General features: G+C 39.1%; 20 protein-coding genes and 1 rRNA gene. 11 read left to right on the top strand and 10 right to left on the bottom strand.

Annotated features, from left to right (window positions below):
• Both B1C82_RS09545 and B1C82_RS09540 read left to right on the top strand, forming a co-directional pair.
• A complete protein-coding gene (locus B1C82_RS09545) occupies nucleotides 1–558 on the top strand; it encodes a gamma carbonic anhydrase family protein (protein ID WP_086447362.1) in 558 nt (185 codons plus the stop codon).
• Between the two features lie 133 nt (nucleotides 559–691).
• Complete coding sequence (locus B1C82_RS09540) at nucleotides 692–1,831, top strand: bacteriohemerythrin (RefSeq protein ID WP_086447361.1); 1,140 nt, start codon at nucleotides 692–694, stop codon at nucleotides 1,829–1,831.
• A 21-nt stretch (nucleotides 1,832–1,852) separates the two neighbouring features.
• Here the strand turns inward: B1C82_RS09540 and B1C82_RS09535 are convergent, their stop codons facing one another.
• The 4 genes from B1C82_RS09535 to B1C82_RS09520 all read right to left on the bottom strand — a co-directional run bounded on the left by B1C82_RS09535 (nucleotide 1,853) and on the right by B1C82_RS09520 (nucleotide 4,895).
• Nucleotides 1,853–2,491 carry an LIC_13215 family putative lipoprotein gene (locus tag B1C82_RS09535; protein WP_086447360.1) on the bottom strand — a complete coding sequence of 213 codons (639 nt, stop codon included), beginning with the start codon at nucleotides 2,489–2,491 and terminating at the stop codon, nucleotides 1,853–1,855.
• 28 nt (nucleotides 2,492–2,519) lie between these two features.
• Complete coding sequence (locus B1C82_RS09530) at nucleotides 2,520–2,921, bottom strand: DUF3052 family protein (protein ID WP_086447359.1); 402 nt, start codon at nucleotides 2,919–2,921, stop codon at nucleotides 2,520–2,522.
• A gap of 109 nt (nucleotides 2,922–3,030) precedes the next feature.
• Nucleotides 3,031–3,615 (bottom strand): cytochrome C oxidase subunit IV family protein, encoded by a 585-nt coding sequence (locus B1C82_RS09525; protein ID WP_086447358.1) that lies wholly within the window; start codon nucleotides 3,613–3,615, stop codon nucleotides 3,031–3,033.
• A gap of 95 nt (nucleotides 3,616–3,710) precedes the next feature.
• Nucleotides 3,711–4,895 (bottom strand): hypothetical protein, encoded by a 1,185-nt coding sequence (locus tag B1C82_RS09520; protein ID WP_086447357.1) that lies wholly within the window; start codon nucleotides 4,893–4,895, stop codon nucleotides 3,711–3,713.
• A gap of 84 nt (nucleotides 4,896–4,979) precedes the next feature.
• Between B1C82_RS09520 and B1C82_RS09515 the strand changes: the two genes are divergently transcribed.
• The 3 genes from B1C82_RS09515 (at nucleotide 4,980) to B1C82_RS09505 (ending at nucleotide 7,393) form a co-directional block, all read left to right on the top strand.
• Complete coding sequence (locus tag B1C82_RS09515) at nucleotides 4,980–5,774, top strand: LIC13212 family protein (protein ID WP_086447356.1); 795 nt, start codon at nucleotides 4,980–4,982, stop codon at nucleotides 5,772–5,774.
• 353 nt (nucleotides 5,775–6,127) lie between these two features.
• Nucleotides 6,128–6,685 (top strand): hypothetical protein, encoded by a 558-nt coding sequence (locus B1C82_RS09510; RefSeq protein WP_086447355.1) that lies wholly within the window; start codon nucleotides 6,128–6,130, stop codon nucleotides 6,683–6,685.
• 135 nt (nucleotides 6,686–6,820) lie between these two features.
• A complete protein-coding gene (locus tag B1C82_RS09505) occupies nucleotides 6,821–7,393 on the top strand; it encodes a hypothetical protein (RefSeq protein ID WP_086447354.1) in 573 nt (190 codons plus the stop codon).
• Here B1C82_RS09505 and B1C82_RS09500 read toward each other — a convergent pair whose 3' ends face one another.
• Both B1C82_RS09500 and B1C82_RS09495 read right to left on the bottom strand, forming a co-directional pair.
• Nucleotides 7,394–7,624, bottom strand: a complete 231-nt coding sequence (locus B1C82_RS09500) for a hypothetical protein (protein WP_086447353.1) — start codon at nucleotides 7,622–7,624, stop codon at nucleotides 7,394–7,396. It abuts the gene before it with no gap.
• A gap of 57 nt (nucleotides 7,625–7,681) precedes the next feature.
• Nucleotides 7,682–9,034 carry an MFS transporter gene (locus B1C82_RS09495; protein WP_086447352.1) on the bottom strand — a complete coding sequence of 451 codons (1,353 nt, stop codon included), beginning with the start codon at nucleotides 9,032–9,034 and terminating at the stop codon, nucleotides 7,682–7,684.
• Nucleotides 9,035–9,256: 222 nt separating this feature from the next.
• Here B1C82_RS09495 and B1C82_RS09490 point away from each other — a divergent pair, with 222 nt between their 5' ends.
• The 5 genes from B1C82_RS09490 to B1C82_RS09470 all read left to right on the top strand — a co-directional run bounded on the left by B1C82_RS09490 (nucleotide 9,257) and on the right by B1C82_RS09470 (nucleotide 12,196).
• On the top strand, nucleotides 9,257–9,484 hold the full coding sequence (locus B1C82_RS09490) for a (2Fe-2S)-binding protein (protein ID WP_008589782.1): 228 nt from the start codon (nucleotides 9,257–9,259) through the stop codon (nucleotides 9,482–9,484).
• Complete coding sequence (locus B1C82_RS09485; RefSeq protein WP_086447351.1) at nucleotides 9,481–10,149, top strand: RibD family protein; 669 nt, start codon at nucleotides 9,481–9,483, stop codon at nucleotides 10,147–10,149. Before B1C82_RS09490 ends, B1C82_RS09485 begins: the two co-directional genes overlap by 4 nt.
• A complete protein-coding gene (locus B1C82_RS09480; RefSeq protein WP_086447350.1) occupies nucleotides 10,146–10,790 on the top strand; it encodes a biosynthetic peptidoglycan transglycosylase in 645 nt (214 codons plus the stop codon). The genes B1C82_RS09485 and B1C82_RS09480 overlap by 4 nt, the downstream gene beginning before the upstream one ends.
• 128 nt (nucleotides 10,791–10,918) lie before the next feature.
• A 5S ribosomal RNA gene (gene rrf / locus B1C82_RS09475) occupies nucleotides 10,919–11,035 on the top strand.
• 612 nt (nucleotides 11,036–11,647) lie between these two features.
• On the top strand, nucleotides 11,648–12,196 hold the full coding sequence (locus B1C82_RS09470; RefSeq protein ID WP_086447349.1) for a hypothetical protein: 549 nt from the start codon (nucleotides 11,648–11,650) through the stop codon (nucleotides 12,194–12,196).
• Between the two features lie 83 nt (nucleotides 12,197–12,279).
• On the opposite strand, the gene gcvP is transcribed toward B1C82_RS09470, so the two are convergent.
• From gcvP to B1C82_RS09450, 4 genes are all read right to left on the bottom strand, one after another.
• Entirely contained in the window at nucleotides 12,280–15,168 is a 2,889-nt protein-coding gene (gene gcvP / locus B1C82_RS09465; RefSeq protein WP_086447348.1) for an aminomethyl-transferring glycine dehydrogenase, read from the bottom strand.
• Between the two features lie 9 nt (nucleotides 15,169–15,177).
• Nucleotides 15,178–15,570, bottom strand: coding sequence for a glycine cleavage system protein GcvH (gene gcvH, locus B1C82_RS09460; RefSeq protein ID WP_086447347.1), 393 nt, complete (start codon nucleotides 15,568–15,570; stop codon nucleotides 15,178–15,180).
• Between the two features lie 15 nt (nucleotides 15,571–15,585).
• Nucleotides 15,586–16,698 carry a glycine cleavage system aminomethyltransferase GcvT gene (gene gcvT / locus B1C82_RS09455; RefSeq protein WP_086447346.1) on the bottom strand — a complete coding sequence of 371 codons (1,113 nt, stop codon included), beginning with the start codon at nucleotides 16,696–16,698 and terminating at the stop codon, nucleotides 15,586–15,588.
• A 171-nt stretch (nucleotides 16,699–16,869) separates the two neighbouring features.
• Nucleotides 16,870–17,337, bottom strand: coding sequence for a YiiD C-terminal domain-containing protein (locus tag B1C82_RS09450; RefSeq protein ID WP_086447345.1), 468 nt, complete (start codon nucleotides 17,335–17,337; stop codon nucleotides 16,870–16,872).
• Nucleotides 17,338–17,531: 194 nt separating this feature from the next.
• Here B1C82_RS09450 and B1C82_RS09445 point away from each other — a divergent pair, with 194 nt between their 5' ends.
• Nucleotides 17,532–19,556: a neutral/alkaline non-lysosomal ceramidase N-terminal domain-containing protein gene (locus B1C82_RS09445; protein ID WP_086447344.1), complete on the top strand. Its 2,025-nt coding sequence runs from the start codon at nucleotides 17,532–17,534 to the stop codon at nucleotides 19,554–19,556.
• Nucleotides 19,557–19,706 lie beyond the last annotated feature (150 nt).

Below are 19,706 nucleotides of genomic sequence, written 5' to 3'. Positions count from 1 at the left end.
ATGAAGATCCACGAAACTGCATTTATCCATCCAGCTGCGACTGCGTTTGGTATGCTGGAGATGGGACCTCTCTCTTCTCTCTGGCCTGGTGCTGTTGTTCGTGCAGATCTAAATGAGATCAAATTGGGAGAAGGGGTTAATATCCAGGATAATAGCACACTTCATACTGATTCTACCGGTAGCTTATTTATAGATGATTATACATTAGTAGGTCATAATACAATGCTTCACGGTTGTAAGATCGGTAAGGGATGTTTGATCGGAATAGGGGCCATCATTTTGGATGAAGCAGTGATTGGAGACGGTGCGATGATACTCGCCGGTTGTATGATCAGAGGTGGTAAAAAAATTCCTCCTAGAGCTATGGTCCTCCCTAAGAATGGTGACATTGTGATCTACGAAAAAAAAGCAAAACCTGAGATGAGTATCGCGGGTTGTTTGGAATACATACAATTAGCGAAAAGATTCAAAGAGAATGTATTCAAACCTTTTACAAAGGAAGAAGAAAGTTCTTTTGTAGAAGAAGCAAAATCTATCATTAAAAGATACGGTTTCTGATTTACTTTTTTACTACCTCTCCTCTTTGCATTTGATATAAATCAATTCCTTTAGTTCGATTTCTGATTCGTCCCGAACCTCACTCACGAATCCTTGTAACAGTTTTTCGTAAAACAGTTATAAGGATGATCTCATGTATGACGAAAGGGTTATAGAAAAAATCAGAGGCATTTGGAAGACATTCGATCTTTCTTTAGGAATTCCTGAAATAGATAAACAACATCTTTGGTTGATCGGAATTCTTGCTGATTTAGAAGATAAACTCGAGTCGGGAACCAGATCTGAATTAGAAACCACGTTTACAAATGCACTTTCTAAAACATTAGATTATGCAGCCGAACATTTTGCTTTGGAAGAAAAACTTTTGGAGAGTATCGGTTATACGAAACTAGGGCAGCATAGATTACAACATATGCGGTTTCTAACCGCTTTGAAGAACCGCGTTAGAAAGAATTTTGAAGGAAATTTCGAACATGCGGTTCTGGAATTATTAAAAAATCTGAAAAAGTGGTTATTCAGGCATATTCTTAGCGAAGACCGGCAATACGTTGATCTCGCAGATATTAATATCACTCAGGAAATTTCCTCCTTACTGAATGAAAGATTGAGATCTTCTCCTCATGCAAAGGAAATCGAAGATCTCTATGCTGCAGTAGTGTATTCCTCTAAACAAACTGTATCTAAAGAATTTAATGTTATAGGTGAAGATAACTTAAAACTGATCTCAGATCTTTGGTATCGTTATAGGCTTAAAACTGGGATTGCTATTGTGGATATCCAACATTTATGGCTTTTACAACTTTTGGTTAAGACGGATAAATTGTATAAACAGAAGTTAAAGCAGGAAATTGGTAGCAAGGATTTGAGTTTAGAACTTAAGAAAGCTATCCAAGAAACAATAGAATATATTAGAGAACATTTTAGTACGGAAGAAGCGATCATGCATAATTTTCGCTATATCGGAGAAAGGAATCATCAAAAGCAACATGAGAACTTTAATATACTCATTAGCGAAATGATAGAAAGAAGTGAAAAAGAGGAATTAGAGTCCTTGGCTATATTGATCCAAGATCTAAAAGATTGGTTAGTAAGTCATATTGCGATTGAGGATAAAAAATTATTCTATTTTTTCAGATCCAGGCTTCCGGAAGTCAATGAATATGTCAGAAATTTGAATCGAGAAGGAAAGATCCATATTTGGAAGGAAGCAGTGATGATCTATAAGCTCCTTGTTGAATACGAGGATATAACGAAGGAAAGAACTACTGTATAAATACTAAAACTGTTTCAAATTTTAATTCGAGTTCTCTTTCTTTTCAGTAAGAGTCTGGATTGTGTTTAGGATCTTTTTATACTTCTCAGAATATTCCGACTCGGGAATTGTTCCTGTAAAAATATAAACATTTCCTTCTTTGAAAAAGATCCATTGTAAGGTCCGGATTTGTTTTTTTTCTGCAGTATTTGGAAGAGCGAACTTGGATTCAAAAAAGATACATTTTTCTTTTCCGAAGCCGCATTTTTGAGGAACGGACAGTATTTCATATTCTTTATATATATTCGAATACAATCCACTGATGGACGCTACGTAATCCTCTAAGGTCGCTTTGGAATATTTTGCAGGAATAGGTTCAGATACAAAATTGATATTAGTCCTAATCTCCGAACCCTTGTTTTGCTCGGGTTCAAAAAGATAGAACATTACCTTTACTTGTTTATCGTTTTGGGGTTCTTTTTTGTTCTTAGAACGATTGGGGTCGGAGCTATCTCGATTTGGATTATATTCTTCATAGATCCAACCTTCGTAATTTAACACTAAACCTAGTTCAGGGATCTCGATTGTCTTTTTGATTTCAGGAACTTTTTCGATACAGGCAAAACATAAAATGATCCCTGGCAATAAGAAACCTAAGCTGTAACGTTTTAATAGGATCATGTTCAAGTTTCCAAATATTTAATACGGATTAACTTTTTCTTCTTCTGAAAAGTAAACCGGACCAAACCGAATCGATTGCGCAGACTTTAACGTCTACCAATCCTGTCTTCAAGCCTATTTCTCGGATTGTATCTTCTTTTAAGTCGGTTTTCACACCTGAACTTATCTTAGGCCAAGAAATCCAAACCATTCCTTTGTCCGCTAGAAAGTCCGGGAACTTAGAAAAGTTTTTCGAAAGTTCGTCTTTGCTCTTACAGAAAAAATGAATATAATCGAAACTTCCCACTAACTTCTTTTTAAATGTAATATTATGAGGAAGTTCTTCTAATAAGCCTTTGAATTCTTTCGGCTCATTGATGATGATTGCAAACTGGCCTTCTTTAAATCCTAACTTTTTGGCCAAGGGTGTGCCTGAGTATCCTGCTGCCATACTTCCTCTATTCGATTCGGATACGAAAGCTGAAAGGAAAACCTCAGGCTACAAAAAAACCGGCATTAAAGCCGGTTCTTTTGAAATACTCGAAAGTATTGTTATATTCTTAGTAAGGGAAGCCTGCGAAAATTTTCGCTCTTGTGTAGATGTCCGCTACAGAGAATCCAAAAAGAAGAAGTAAGAACAAGAAGCCAGATCCGAAGATCACTCTGTTCATTACATTATCATACTTAAGGTGCATGAAATAAGCTAATACTAAGGAAGCTTTGATGGTCGCTACAAGCATAGCGATCACAGTGTTCATAGCTCCGAAGTCTACTTGAGCTACTAATACAGTGATTACAGTTCCAACTATCAGTGCAGCAAATACAAGAGAGTAAGTTTGAACGGAGATCAGATGATGTCCGTCATGACCATGCTCTTCTGCATGAGAAACAACTGAACCGGGTGCTAATTTAGTCTTACCTGCCTCGACAGCTTTTAATAAAGCCTGACCGATCATAGTGGACTTATTCTTTTCGAGATAAGCCTTGAGTCTGTCCTCTTCTACGATTTGAGCCAACAAGTTAACGGCAAATCCAGCAACGGTAGCATTTACGATTGCTCCCGCTCCGACAACAAATCCAGTGAAGGGAATCAAGAATCCGATACTTACGATAATATACAGCGAGTAATTGAGAAACAGTTCCATCTCTTTTCCTGAAACCTGAGTAATATCTGCAGGCTATAGTTCCCCAAAGGGATTGGAACCAGTCTCGGAGGCAGGTAAAGAATCACAAGTACATTTCAGGGGCCTATAGCTCGGATACTGCTTTCCGAAACGATTTTAGCCTCTTCCCAGGGGGATTGGTTTTTTGAGGCAGGAAGACGGACCCAAATTAAGTTTTTCTGGTTAGGTCTTCTGTAAGGGGAGAAGAATGTAGAGAGCGGAAGAATTTCCCAGCCTGTTTCCTTCTCCCAAATCTTTAATCTGGAATATGGATCTGAGTTTTGGACTTTAGGCAAGAAAAGCAGAAGGTCGTTTCCCTTCTTAGGAAATCTACGTCGGAGTTCCAACAATAAATAGCCCATTGTCCATCTGAAATTTACTTCCGAAATTTCACGTAAAACCTGGGTTCCTTTAGATCTGTAAAAGAAAGAATCAACAGAACCGTATCCTTCGTAGTTTGGATGGAATTTGGAGACTTTAGAAAAACTTTCCGACATTCCAGAAAGGTAATTTTCGATTTCTGAAAATTCTCCCATCCAGGTTCCGGAGTATTTTCCCTTGTGATCGTTGAGTAGAATGGTGCCTTCTTCTATTCTATATTGTCCATTTTTTGCGGAAAATAATAAGCTAAAATCTTTGGTTCTATCTACCCAAGTCTCGATCAGAAAAGGTTCTCTCTTTACCTTTAAGAATAAATAGGCAAGTTCTTTGAGGCCCGCAACATCTCTAAATTTCTGAGCGCCTGCAAATCCGAACTCAGTTTTAAAAACGAATTTTTGATCCGGAGAAAAGTGATCTTCTTCCTTCTTTAGAAAATTCTCCCAGTCCTCATTACTACGGATCGAATAAGAAAAAAAATCAGGATTGGATTCATGGTTCCAATCATTTTGATTCAGCTTAGATCCATACGTTTTTGCGGAATCAGCAGACGTTTGATCTATCTCCAGATTTCCGATATGGGAATTCCAACGGGAAATCTTTCCCCATTCTTCCAGTTGGATCTCTTTTTCTTTTTGCAGAGATTGTTTTATATTTCTTAGAAGGATAGGTTTTGGGATCTGTATTTCCTTCTCATTCCAATATTTGATCCAATTTTCTTCAGGAGGAGAATGAGCTAAAACCTTTGCAGAGCCAGGAAATGAATTCAGGACTAGAAATGAGGATTCTAAAATAGAATTTCTTGCCTCTAATTCCCTCGGAAATAATTTTCCTAGTCGGAGTTCTTCTTCGAAATAGGCGTTCGGGCGGAAGATTCGAGGCATAATCAGGAAAGAACCCTTGAAAAAATCCTTTTTAGGATCAAGAATGGGGTATAGTCTTTTCGATATTTAGAAGGAAGGCATCTAATGAAAACCCTTATCTTTCTCATAATTTCTCTTTTGGCCGTATTCATACAAATAGATGCGGCACCTAAAATCCTCACTATGGAAGAAAGAGAAATAGAACGTCAGATCGAAGCCATCCGCAAGGCAGGGTTTTCTGATATCGAGATAGATAATTTGCATGCTTCTATCTCTCAGAATATCCATCAGATCAATAAGATCCTTCAGATGGACACAACCAAAAAAGCATTAAGATATATCGGTGACGAACCTCAGGAATTGCCTCAGTTCTTAAAAACGGATAGGGATAATAAACCGTATCTTGAGTTGGATATGGGTTCCGGAGAATCCTTCTGGGACTTTCCTAAAACTTATCTTTATAATGCACGTATTTTTATCTATCCAGGAAATAATCCTGAAAAACTAGAAAAGATCATTATGCAATTCAAACGTACGAACTCTAATGGAGAAATTTTCGTAAGAGAGATGCGTAGAGTGATCAATATAGATCCTAAGGGACCTCAGATCGGAACTGAAGGAAAAAGAACTCCGAATAATAATAAAGAGATTAAATTAGAATACTATTCTAGCCATGACACTGAATTGATCTGGCCAGATACTCCTGTTCAATCCATACCACCTAGTGTGGAGACCAAACTACATGAGGAAACTAATCCTTTACCTTATAATAAACAAAAACAGATTATTGTAACATATAAAAAATATTTGCGCAGGGTCGACAAGAATGTTCGCCATAAGCTACGCGACCTGGAACTCAATCAAAAGAGATTAGTCTCTAAAATGTTGGAATTCCAATAATAGAATTTTATAACTTTAGAATAAGGGAAAAGGCGGACCAAACGGTTCGCCTTTTTGTTATTGAGATATATCATAGTATACTATGCTTTCGAGTACAACCAGAAAAAGGAAAATCTGTGGCAAAACTAGCAGTATCTCTTGTCGTTTAAACTTCCAATACGTTTATCCTCTTACGCATGACGTTAGTTCCTACTCATTGGATAACAATTGTTATCTACCTAGCTAAAACAATAGATCCCATGAATAGGGAGAAGGTCGGTATTTTAAGAATATCCAATAGATAAGCAATCGAGCCAAATAATGTTTTCGGTTTCTCGCTTGCCTTTTCTTGGCGAAAAGGATTCTATTTACCGATGGCTATCCATTCCGTGTTCGGTAAATTACAATTCAAACCTGGCGAAGGGGAGATTTGTGTTTTATCTTCTCCTTATGAATTCGAACCTGCACTTTCCAGTTTAGGGGCTCCGGTTGATAGAGCGCTAAGGTCCGGAAAAAGATATAGACTCATACTTGCATTTGTTCAAACCGAAGTTGAGATCCGGAATATTGCTTCTATGGTGCCAACCACCTTGATAGATGACGGACTCTTATGGTTAGCCTATCCAAAAAAGACATCCCGTAAATACAATGTATCCATTCATAGAGATGCAGGTTGGGACCCTCTTGGAAAGATCAGTTTCGAAGGGGTAAGATTGATCTCCATAGACGATGATTGGTCTGCACTTAGATTCAGACATTCTTCTCATGTTAAAAATATGGAAAGAGACCCAAGCCTTACCAGTAGCGAAGAAGGTAAGAAAAAGACAGTAGCTAAGAAAAAACCTGCCAAGAAGAAGTCTGTTCCTAAAAAATCTTCTCCTAAGAAAAAAGCAGCCTCTAAGACTCCAAAGAAAAAGACCAAAAAGAAATAAGAAGGATTTGATTTTTTCAGATCCAGGAATTTTTCTTAGGTTCTCTTCCTTCTTTTTACAAAAAGAAGTCTTTCCTCATGTTTAATAGGATAGATTTTTAAAGATATTCCTTTGGAAAAAAAGCGGTATATTCGCATGTCAGAGAAGTTTTTAGGCTTAATATCCAAATATAGTTTTTATAATATAATATGCATATTACTGCTCTTTGCGTGTAGTCCTTCCATAGATAAGACGCCTTACAAAGAATTAAGGGAACTCGCATTCGAAACAGAATACGATGATATTGGCATTCAAAATCCGAATGGTAAAACAGTTGTTTATGGGATCATTATGGACTGGCCTACCCAAAGAGAGATAGTCACTTTAGTCACTTTTCTTTCTGGAGACGCAAGTATCTTCTTAACCTCTGGAGCTTCTTTTATAGGTGGTGGCGGAAGAGAAAGTATTAAAAAAAGTTCCGTCCGTTTAATCCACAAATACGCCTATCTCTGGAAACAAGGAAAGAAGGTTCGCTGGACCCCGAATCCGGACTTGGATCAGGTGAGATTTTTTTTCTTAACTACACAAGGCATTTATTATCTGGAAGATACTGTTAGCGAGATAGATTCGGATACTTCTACCCTAACTCCGATTTTTGATGAGGCCCAAGCTGTGATTTCTGAAATACGAATAGAAGCTGAAAAAGAAAAGGATGATGACGACGAATAATTAATTCGCGGAGTCTCTTCTTACGATCAGATCGCTAATCACTTTTTCTTCTGTTAGATATTTACGGTTCAAGTAAGAGATGGCATAGTTTAGAAATTTAGGAATTTCTTTACCAGCATCTAAAAGATCCAATTTTGTTTGAGTCAACTCGTCCATAGTCGCCAAAGCCAATTTTCTTTGGCTTTGGTGGGATTCGAACTCATCTTCTGTATTGAACTCAGTGCCGGCCACGATGTAAGTATAATCCAGAACTTTGGATTTTCAAGCAAAAGCTTAGTAGAAGGAGGACTAATGTCCTCCATTCCTTTCCCAATCCTTCGCTTTTTCAATCCCTCTCTTTTCGTTTACAAATGTATTAATGATCAAAGAGATAAAGAAGAATACAGCAACGACTAAGAATGCATTTCTTAGATCGAAAATTTTCTGTAATATACCGATTGCAAACACTCCAATTGCAGCTGCCAGTTTTCCCGAGAGGCCCCAAAGACCAAAAAATTCTCCGGACTTGGATTCAGGGGAAAAAATCCCAACAATCGCTCTACTTGCCGATTGTGTAGAACCAACTCCCGAACCTGCAAGGGTTCCAAAGATCACGAATACCCATTGTACAGAGATATCCACTCCTAGTCCGTTCACAAAGCCGGTGATCTCCCTTACAAAATAGATCCCGATCAGACAGAAGATCCAAAAGATTAATGTGATATTGAAAGTTTTTTTAGCTCCGATCCTATCTTGAACGAACCCGAAGAATATCGCACCGATCATGGCGAAAAATTGGAGCAAGATAAATAACGCAGTTTCTTGTCCTGATGTGATCTTGATCTCTTGGTTTCCATACAAGAAAGCAAATGCTATCACGATAGCAAGAGCAGCCATGGAGAAGAAAAGTGAGATCAAATATATAACTAAGTCTCTGAAGTAACCTATCGACTTTAAGGTTTCTATCAATTGTCCGAATCCGATCGAAATGTAACTTTTTCCTTCCGGTCTTTCCGCATGGGGTTGGTATTCTTTCAAGAGTAAGAATGTAGGAATTCCAGCCAGTAAAAAGAAAAGTGCAGTAAGAGGTCCTACAAATCGAAGTGAGCTGTAGATCGCAGGGTCAATTGACGGTGCCACAAAAGTCTGGACTAAGAATACGGAAAGAAGTCCTCCCATATATCCGACTCCCCAAGCATACCCAGAAATTTTTCCTAATTCCTCCTTAGGACCTAAATGAGGCAGGAAAGAAGACGCAAAGTTTTCTCCGGAAGCAAAGAAGAAGTTGGAGAGTATGATTAAAGCAAAACCTAACTCCCAAGAACCGGGAGTAGCAACTAACCAAAAAGCAGCGGTGCTGATTACGCAGCTAATATAACTCCAGAAAAGGAATGTTTTCTTTTTGGCTGAAAAGTCGGAGATAGCTCCGAATAACGGCCCAGTTACTACGACTAATAGATAGGAGAAAAATAAAGCTAGTCCAAATAAAAAATTCCCGTCCTCGTAAGGATTTGCCGGATTGGAGGAGATTGGAACGATTACTTCGGCGAAAACTCTGCAGTAGATGACTGTTATAATTACAGTGGTATAACTAGAATTGGCGAAATCGAACATGCACCATCCGAATATTTCCCTTAAGGGAGCGCGTTTGGTCACTTGCATTCTTTAAGTTTCCTTTATGGAATTTTCCGAATGAGGATGAGCTTGAAAGTCCGGCTGTCAACGAGAAATATCCTTTCTGGAATCTGTTATAAAAGCCTTTAGCTTCCCTGAAGCCCGCATGGCGACTTAGCGGAATTGGAAAAAAATTCTCTTGATCCTGACCTTCTTATGTTTAGCTTGAGTGATGGTTTTGCTTTCGGCGTCCAATAATTAGAAGGCCTAATGAATTCTTCCGACTTTAGTCAAATAGATCTGAACGCCCTGATGCGACCTAGAAAGGTTTGCGTATGCAACCAAGTATCCGAAGAGGATATTACAAATTCTATCCGCAGAGGGAATGATACTTTGGGTAAATTGATGAGAGACACAAGTTGTTGTACCGGATGTGGTACCTGCAGAGGAAGAGTTCTCAAATTGCTTTCCGAAACCCTTGCATCTAAACCTCAATGAACCGTCCTTTTTTGGCCGTGAATATGGCTATGACCTTGGATGGAAAGGTATGCCGTCCCGACGGAAAATGGTATGGTCTTTCTTCTCGAAATGATAAGAGAAGAATGGATCAGATCCGCTCCGAAGCAGATGCTCTCATCCTAGGGAAAAACAGTCTTCTTAACGACGATCCAGTCACTCATTTAAGATATGTCGAATCTAAGAAGGAGCCGAGGGCAATTCTACTTGTTAGAACTGGGACACTCCCTTCTGATAGAAAAGTATTCCATTTTTCTAAAATAAAACCTTTACTGTTCTGTACTTCTAAAAATGAATCCCAGGTAAAATCCGAATTATTAGAGTTTGCAGAGATAGTTCCATTAAAGGGAGAGGATCTGGATCCCGAGATCATACTGAAAGAATTGGAAAAAAGAGGGTATTCCAAAATACTTTTAGAAGGTGGACCAAGGCTGAATGATTCTTTTTTCAGAAAAGGACTCGTTGATAGACTCTATCTTACAATAGTTCCATTCTTTATAGGGCAATCCGGATTGCCTTCGATCACTGGAGGAGAATCCGCATATCATAATTTTGACCAAGCAGATTGGAAACTGATATCTTCCGAACAGTTAGAGCAGGAAGTATTTTTAATATACGATAAGCAGATCAAACCTGAAGTCCAATGAGAGAAGGAAATCATTTCTTCCATAAATGGTTTTTCTTTGGGATCAGAAGTATTCTGGTATTAGTATTCCTTCTTCTTATTTATTACCAAACCTTCCCTGAAAAAAGGATCTTGTTCAGAGAGAACAAATTAGTTTATCTACCAGAAAACTTAGAGTCTGTCCCACTCGAAAACGACTGGGTAAGATTAGAAGAATTACCACCTGGCAGTTTGGAATATTTGGTCGAGGTAGAAGACTATAGATTTTACAGGCATAGAGGATACTCATTAGCGGATATACAATCTTCTATCATACAAGCAGTCTTTTTCTTCAGAAGATTAAGAGGGGCAAGCACAATAGACCAACAGCTTGCCAGGACATTATTCTTATCCAGAGACAAAACATTAACACGCAAACTAAGAGAGATCCGAATTGCCCAAGCTCTTGATGAAGAATTGGGTAAGAGGGGAGTTTTAGAATATTATTTGAATTTAGTGTATTGGGGTCGTGGCTTAAACGGAATCTACAGATCTTCCAAATATTATTTTAATAAACATCCAGGAAAACTTCTCCCACGAGAATTTAAAGCATTGGTCCAAATATTAAAAAAACCGGATGCATATTCCAAAGAAGAAGTGAGAGCACTTTCTTTGGAATATTGAACCTTGGATCTGATTTGGAGGAGCTGGGAAATTTGGAAAAATCGGCTCCTTCTACTTCCAAAAACTTCTTCTTTTTCTTTGAAAAAAAGTAGACTTCCGAGGTCGGCCGGGAATACTGGTTATAGATTCTCGGTGATTATAGAGAGAGGGTCACACCCGTTCCCATCCCGAACACGGAAGTTAAGCCTCTCATCGCTAATGGTACTGCATGGTTCGCTGTGTGGGAGAGTAGGACGTTGCCGGGTTTCTACTGTAATCATATAAGGCCGGATTAACCTCCGGCCTTTTTTATTTCTTCCCGCATTTTCTCCTAAAACTTAAACTCAAATTCCTAACTTGGCCTTTTGATAGATTTCAGATCTGAGATAGGGGCTTATTGGTCCTGATTATTCTGCATCGACCAAAATCTGAACAATCAGTATAAAGTTTGGAATACGGCCGATCTATTTAAAGATCATTACAAATAGTGAATATGATCCTATAATACGATTCATGGAATATCGAGTGTTCGAAAAAAGATATTTCCAAATGAAATTTTTTTCCAAAATTTGCATCTTATTCATTTTGTGAGCTTGACGATTTGCAGACTCGATAGTAGAATGCGGACCGCTCTTAAGGTATGGACCCGGGGAGTTAATGTTAGATTAGATGGGCATTTTAAATCCTATATGCGGGTTCCAGTTGATGTACTATGGCGGTTGATTCCTGACTGTGTTTGGTCGGGAGGAATTCCCCTCCCGACCCACCTTTTTAAAACGATTCTAATATAATTTTTTTGAAATATAGGAATATTTCAGATCGCAAATTCTTTTTCGATATAGATCCTTGTCGAACCATTCGATTTAGGAGTCGATAGAATGTATCGTAAGCCGATATATCTTTTAAAATTCATAACTAGTATTCTATTTGCAGGTCTGCTTATTTTAAGTGGGACTTCTCTTTCTGCAGAATCCCAATGCCAGGGCTTATCTAAAGGTCAATGTGAATCTGATTCAGATTGTACTTGGGTTTCCGGTTATAGCAAACAAGACGGAACAAATGTAAACGCTTATTGCAGGGCTAAACCTGGAAAGGCTTCCGATTCTGAAGATTCTTCTAAAAAATCTAAGACTAAGAAATCTAAAGATAAAGACGAAGACGATGATAAAGACGAGCCTAAGAAAAAGAAAAAGGCTAAGAAAGATAAGGATGAGGATGACGATAAGGAATCCAAGAAATCCAAAAAAGATAAAGATGACGACGACTCTGATTCTAAGAAGTCCAAAAAATCCAAGAAGGATAAGGACGAAGACGATGATGGAGATTCCAAAAAATCTAAAAAGTCAAAGAAATCTAAAAAAGACAAAGATGATGACGACGACTCCAAGAAGTCTAAAAAATCTAAAAAGAAAAAGAAAGATGATTAATTTCTAATTTCGTTCTTTTTAAAATAAAAAGACCGGAGCGTTTGCCCCGGTCTTTTTTATTATCTTCTGATATTTAGAAAAAATTAGAGATACGAATCTAAAGGTAGGCAGGAACAAACTAGGTTCCTATCTCCATAAACGTTATCTATTCTTCCCACATAAGGCCAGAATTTATGTTCTTTGGTCCAAGGTGCAGGATAAGCGGCCTTCTCTCTGGAATAAGCATGGTCCCAATTGTCTGAGATTACCATCGCAGAAGTATGAGGTGCATTTTTCAGAGGATTGTCTTTAGGATCCGCTTTACCTTGCTCAATTTCTTGGATCTCTGTATGGATAGAGATCATTGCTTCACAGAAACGATCCAATTCTTCTTGGGACTCCGATTCAGTAGGTTCTATCATCAGAGTTCCAGGAACAGGAAAAGACATTGTAGGTGCGTGGAATCCGTAGTCCATCAGACGTTTTGCTATATCTTCTACTTCTACACCGCTTGTCTTTTTGAAAGGTCTTACATCCAAGATACATTCGTGAGCAACGAATCCGTTTTTACCTTTGTAAAGTACTGGGAAATAGTTTTCTAAACGTTTTGCGATATAATTAGCGTTTAGAATCGCAGCTTTGGTAGCTTGTTCCAAACCTTCTGTTCCTAAAAGTGCAATGTATACCCAAGAGATCAGAACAATACTCGCACTTCCCCAAGGAGCAGCTGAAACAGCACCGTGTTCGTTGCCTGTTCCGTTATCTACTAAAGGGTGACCAGGTAAGAATGGTTTCAGATGTTCAGCAACTCCGATTGGTCCCACTCCAGGTCCGCCACCACCATGAGGAATACAGAAGGTTTTGTGTAAGTTCAGATGGCAAACATCAGCGCCGATATTTGCAGGTCTTGTAATTCCTACCTGAGCGTTCATATTCGCTCCGTCCATATAAACCTGTCCCCCATTCTCATGAATGATGGAACAGATTTCTTTAATAGGCTCTTCATACACTCCATGTGTAGAAGGATATGTAATCATCAGTGCAGCCAGATCTTTAGAATGTTCTTTTGCTTTCGCTTTCAGATCTTCTAAGTCTACGTTTCCTTCTGAATCGCAAGCAACAACAACAACCTTGAATCCAACCATTGCGGCCGAAGCAGGGTTAGTTCCATGTGCAGATATTGGGATCAAACAAATATCTCTATCCTTATCCCCTCTGCTAATATGATAGTTTCGGATTGCGAGAAGTCCTGCATATTCTCCTTGAGAACCAGCGTTTGGTTGGAGAGAAATTCCAGGGAATCCAGTTACCTGAGAGAGCCAAGACTCCAATTGAGAGAATACAGTTCTGTATCCTTCTGTTTGGGAGGCAGGTGCAAATGGATGAATATCAGAGAACTCAGGCCAGGTGACCGGGAACATTTCCACAGTGGCGTTGAGTTTCATCGTACAAGAACCAAGAGGGATCATGGATGTTGTAAGAGAAAGATCTCTAGATTCCAATTTTCTAATGTATCTCAACATCTTCGTTTCAGTATGATGAGAGTTAAACACTGGATGCGTGAGATATTCGGAAGTCCTGATAAATTCGTTCGGGATAGAAATTCCTTCTAAAGAAAGATCAATCTTAGAGATTCCAAATACGGAAAGAATGTCTTCTAGATCGGAAACTTCTACAGTCTCGTCTAAAGCGATTGAAATTTTTCCGTTTCCTAAACTTCTGAAATTGATCTCTTTTTTAGAGGCTGCATCTATGTAAGTTTGAGCCTTAGATCCTAAATCTAAAACGATGGTATCGAAGAAGGTTTTGTTTTGGATAGCAAAGCCTCCCTTCTCCAAATTTTTAGACAATGTTTCAGTAAGTCTGTGAACTCTAAGGGCGATATCTTTTAAACCTTTAGGACCATGATACACAGCATACATAGAAGATAGAACCGCTAATAGAACTTGCGCTGTGCAGATATTAGAAGTAGCCTTATCTCTTCTGATATGTTGCTCTCTTGTTTGTAGAGAAAGTCTGAGTCCTGGATTTCCTTGGCTATCCTTGGAAACTCCTACGAGTCTTCCTGGCATATTTCTTTTGAATTCGTCCTTGGTTGCAAAGTAGCCTGCATGAGGTCCACCGAATCCATAAGGTAATCCGAATCTTTGAGAGCTTCCTACTGCGATATCCGCTCCGAATTCTCCGGGAGCTTTTAAAACGGTGAGTGAAAGTAGATCAGCTGCACAAATTGTTAGAGCTCCAACATTATGAGCTAATTGGAAGAAACTTTCGTAATTATAAACAGTTCCTTCTGTTCCAGGATACTGAACTAAAACTGCAAAATAATCTTCGTTTAGTTCTGCGTTTAAATGATTTCCAACTTTTACTTCGATCCCGAGTGGAAGTGCTCTTGTGCGAACCACATCAATTGTTTGAGGATGGCATAACTCGGAGATAAAAAGTAATTTGGATGTTTCGTTTTTACGAATTCCATACGCTAGGAATACGGCTTCTGCTGCAGCTGTAGCCTCATCCAAAAGCGAAGCATTTGAGATTTCCAAACCAGTTAGATCCATGATCATAGTTTGGAAGTTTAGAAGAGCCTCTAATCTTCCTTGGGAAATTTCCGCCTGGTATGGAGTATAAGCAGTATACCAACCCGGATTTTCCAAAATATTTCTTTGGATCACTCCAGGCATTACGCTCGCTTGGTAACCGGAACCGATATAAGAGCGATACAACTTGTTTTTAGAAGCGATCTTTTTCAGATCGTTTAAGATCTTTCTTTCGGTAGAGGCCTTAGGAAGATCCAAGGCTTTTTCCAAACGAATTCCTTCTGGAACTGCTTTTGCCACCAACTCTTCCAACCCGGATAATCCGAGTGTGGATAACATTTCTTTGATCTGATCATCATCAGGACCTATATGTCTTCTGGAAAAAGTATCCAAAGGATCGAGTGGATTCTTCATTTCAGTTTGTTTGCCTGATCCATTCCAAGTTGCCGTACTCATTCTATTTTCCTAATCCAGTTTGCTTACTAATTCTCTGTAAGATTCGGGATCTAATAATTTCTCCAATTCTGAAGAATTGATCCCTTTAACTCTGATCATCCAAGATCCGAAAGGATCTGAATTCACTGCAGCTGGGTTTTTGGAAAGGTTTCCATTAACTTCGACTACTTCTCCGCTGATTGGAGCGTATAAATCTTCTGCTGCTTTTACAGATTCTATCGTTCCGAATGTATCTAGTTGTTTGATAGATTTTCCTACTTTAGGAAGGTCCACAAAAACGATGTCTCCGAGTGCCGCTTGAGCATAGTCAGAGATCCCGATCAATGCGGTATCGCCTTCTACCTTTACCCATTCATGTTTTTCTGTGAACTTATAGCCCGGAGGTGCGTTAGTTACTGCCATTTGAAAATCCTTAGTTTAATTTTTCCGAATGCTTCCCGGAATGAAAGATTGGGTGAATATAATTGCGGACTTTGCCTGTCCTCTGATCTCGATTTGGATCGATTCTCCATGTTGGATCTTTTCTGAATCCACGAGAGCCAGCCCTATTCCTTTTTTTAAGGAAGGGGAGAAGGTACCAGAAGTTGTGATCCCGATATTTTTGCCGTTCGAATCTAATACAGGCATATTTTCTCTAGGAACTCCTGCTTCTTGCAGTTCGAAGGCCACGATCTTTCTTTTAGGCCCTTCTTTTTTTTCGGAGATAATTTGTTCGTATTTTGGATAAGGAGTTTTCTTTTCTTTTACGATCCAGCCTATCCCGGATTGATTTGGACTTCTGTTTTCGTCCAACTCATGACCATAAAGAGGATATTTTGCTTCGATCCTGAGTGTGTCTCTTGCACCTAAGCCTACAGGAAGAAGTCCTTGGTTTTTTCCAAACTCTAGTAGTTCCTTCCAAATTTTTACACCTGTGGTATTAGAGCTGTAAATTTCGAATCCGTCTTCTCCAGTATAACCAGTCCTGGAAAGAATGATCTCCTCTCCTGAAAAAGGGAATAACACGAATTTATAATATCCGATATGGCTTAGATCCGATTTAAAATAAGAAGAAAGAATAGAATCCGCTTTTGGACCTTGGATAGCAATTTGATGCCAAGAGGCACTTTGATTCTCTAATTTTACAGAACTTGGAACATATTTTTTAAGATACTCGTAAACTGAATCCACATTGGAAGCGTTCGCACAGATCATATATTTCTGATCGTTGAACTTATAGAGAGTGATATCGTCTACCAGTCCGCCATTCTCATTGATGATTGCGTTATACTGCACTTGTCCATTTGTTAAGGAAGAAACAGAATTGCAGGTAACTGATTCGAGGAAACCGAGTATGATATCTGCTTGGCCTTCGACAAAAATTTCTCCCATATGAGAAACATCGAATAGGCCGGCAGCCTCTCTGGTCGCAGTGTGCTCTGCGATGATTCCTGAATATTGAACAGGCATGTCCCAACCGCCGAAAGGGATCATCTTAGCACCTAAAAGTTTATGCTCCTCATGCAGAGGTGTGGTTTTCCATTGGGACATAAGCGTTTGGGGCCATCATTTCATCGTAGTCCCTAGGGAAAAACAATTTTAGGCCCCCTGAAAAAAGATTTAAAGGACTTTCTTTAGAATGATTCGAGACGAAGGTTCCAGGGGATGTAGGAACTCCAACAAAGTCCTTCTGACGAAATTTGGGCGGTAAACTTTCGGATCTTACTCTTTCAATTTTTTTCTGACATAGATTACTTTGTCTACTTCTGCCACAACCTTACCTGTTTTTACATCAACAACTTGAGCTGTGAAGGTAACGTCCATTTTTCTTTTGCGATCTGTTTCTTCTTTGATCTCTTGGATTTTTTCCTTAGGGATATGGAACTCTGCTCTTACGGTACCTTCTCCTGGTTTGATAAATCTTATCGTAGCTGCTTTGTCCCAAACCAAATATCCGGACCCTAGATGTTCCATTAGGATCAGCATATAAAATGGATCGCACATGGAGTAGAGAGATCCTCCGAATTGTGTTCCCACATAATTCTTATTAAAAGATGTGAGTTTCATTGTGGTGGAGAATAAGGTCCTGTCTTTGTTTAAAGCCCTCACCTTGATACCCGCTCCGAAGTAGGGTGGATAGAAATTGAAAAAATGAAATTTAAGTCTTTGTAAAAAGCCCGGTCGGGACATAGAAGATTTCCTATCTGCATTTCTTATTTTGTCTCAAACTAATAAGAGGGTCAAAAATCCGAGCTATTTTTGGGGAATATAATTGGTTTGTAAGACGGATTGATATCATAACTGTTATCCGAAAATTCTTGCTAAGAACTTACACTTCTGATAGCAAGTAGAGGCTAAAAAACCATAGAATTCCCGGAGGGGGAATGAACCCGAATCAAATTGTGAAGAAAATACAACCGTATCTAGTTTCGATCCTTCTGATCTTTTCCGCTTTATCTTGCGGAACCGTCGCTGAGTATAAGATCGCGTATAAAAAACCGGAAGTCGCTTCCAAAACCAGAGGTCTGGTTGCTGGAATTTCGAAAGTGGATTTAACTCCTCCTCCTGGTTTACCTCTAGCAGGTTATTCTAAAATGGCTGAAACCGAAAAAGGTTTCCGTACTCGTCTTTACGCTAGAATTTTCTATATTAAAAAAGATGCAAATGAACCTGTAGTTCTTATCCAAAGTGATCTTTTGTCCGGATCTCTTTTGATCCATCACTTGCTTGCAGAACGTTTGGCATCCAAGACGGATATTTCCTTTGGTGGGATCGTATTCGCTGGAACTCACACTCACTCGGCTCCTGCTAACTTCTACGATAATAATTTTTACAACGAGTTTGCTTCTAACAAACCTGGATTCGATAAGGGCTGGACTGATTTCGTATTGGATCGTTTGACTAGCGGAGTAGAAGAAGCTTACAAGTCCGCAAAACCTGCTAAGATCGCTTCAGGAAAAACTGCTATTTGGGGACTTACCAGAAACAGGTCCTTAGATGCATATCGTGCTAATAAAAACTCCGGATTCGAAGAATTAAAACCGGAAATCCAATACCAAGCAATCAATCCTGATCTAGTAATGATACGTATTGATGCACAAGACAAAGACGGAAGATACAAGCCTCTTGGAGCATTCTCTACATTCTCAGTTCACGGAACTACCGTACCTGATTCAAATGATGTAGCGAATGCAGACGTGTTTGCTTATCCAACTAGAATTTTAGAGAAGAAGATCCGTAAAGATTTTAAACCAAGCTGGGATCCGATCCATGCACTAAACAATTCCACTCACGGAGATAACTCTCCTGATTATCGTGAAGACATGCAAGGATTCATCGAATCCAGAAGGATTGGAGAAGCAATTGGAGCAGAAGCTGCAAGACTTTTCGATTCCCTGCAAAATTCTTTAAGCACGGATGCAAACCTTTCTTTTAATACAAGAGAAGTGGATCTCTATGAAAACCAAAAGATAGGTGATGCAGAAGTTTGCGATCGTCCTTATGTAGGAACTGCATTAACAGGTGGAGCAGAAGACGGACTTACTCCAGTTCTGAACTGGCTTCCATTCTTTGCAGAAGGTTGGCCTCGTTGGTTTTTGACAGGCGGTTGCCAAGGTCATAAAAGAATAGTAGGTTTTAAATATCTGCAACCTATCGTTCTTCCTAAATCCAAATTTCCTCATAAACTTCTTTTGCAATCTGTGAAAATCGCAGATACACTTCTTCTTCCGGTTCCTTTCGAAGTTACTAAAGAGTCCGGAAAAAGATTCGTGGACGAAGCATTAAAATCCAGTTCTCAACCGATCAAAAATGCATCCGTGATCAGTTGTGCAAATGGATACTTCGGTTATGTAACTACGCCTGAAGAATATACGCGCCAACATTATGAAGGTGGCCATACTCTTTATGGACCAGGTACCCAACCGTTCTTGCAGGCGCATCTTGCTGACCTGACCAAAAATCTTCCTGCTTCTGGAGGAAAAGAATCTTTCCCTGCATCTTGGAATTACGAATTGGATCGCTCCGATCGTTTTCCCGAAACTGAAAAATCAGAAGGTGTAAGAGAATTGGTAGATTCTCCCGAGCTAATCTTAGCAGAAGAAAACCTGGAAAAACATTGGGTCTTCCGTTATAAAGATGTAGGTCGTTCTGAAATTTCCCTACATGAATCTTTGGTTTCAATTGAATACAAAGAAGGCACTTCTGATTGGAAAGAATTAACACATGAAGGAGAGCCAGTAGACGATAAGGGAGTTGATATAGAAGTCAGAAAAACTTCTAACTCCGGAAAAGGAATGGCAGTTTACCAAGTTCGTTGGTATAACCCGGAACAAATCGCGAAACGCAAATATAGATTTGTGATCCGTCCTCGTGCCGGCCAAGCCAAGTTCGTTTCTCCAGAATTCTAAATTTAGAAATGTGGAAAGATCTGCTTTTTAATTGACAGATAGATTTTTTCGCTCCAAACTTTAAGGAGTTACCGAAGTCTTTCGGTAGCTCCTTTTTACAAAAAACAGTTTTGTTTTTTGTCCTACCTTCGCTTCAGTCTTGCATTCACC

The organism is Leptospira venezuelensis (assembly GCF_002150035.1).
Lineage (GTDB): Bacteria > Spirochaetota > Leptospiria > Leptospirales > Leptospiraceae > Leptospira_B > Leptospira_B venezuelensis.
Note: the sequence above shows the minus strand (reverse complement) of the source record. Positions and strands in the feature narration are given on the sequence as shown.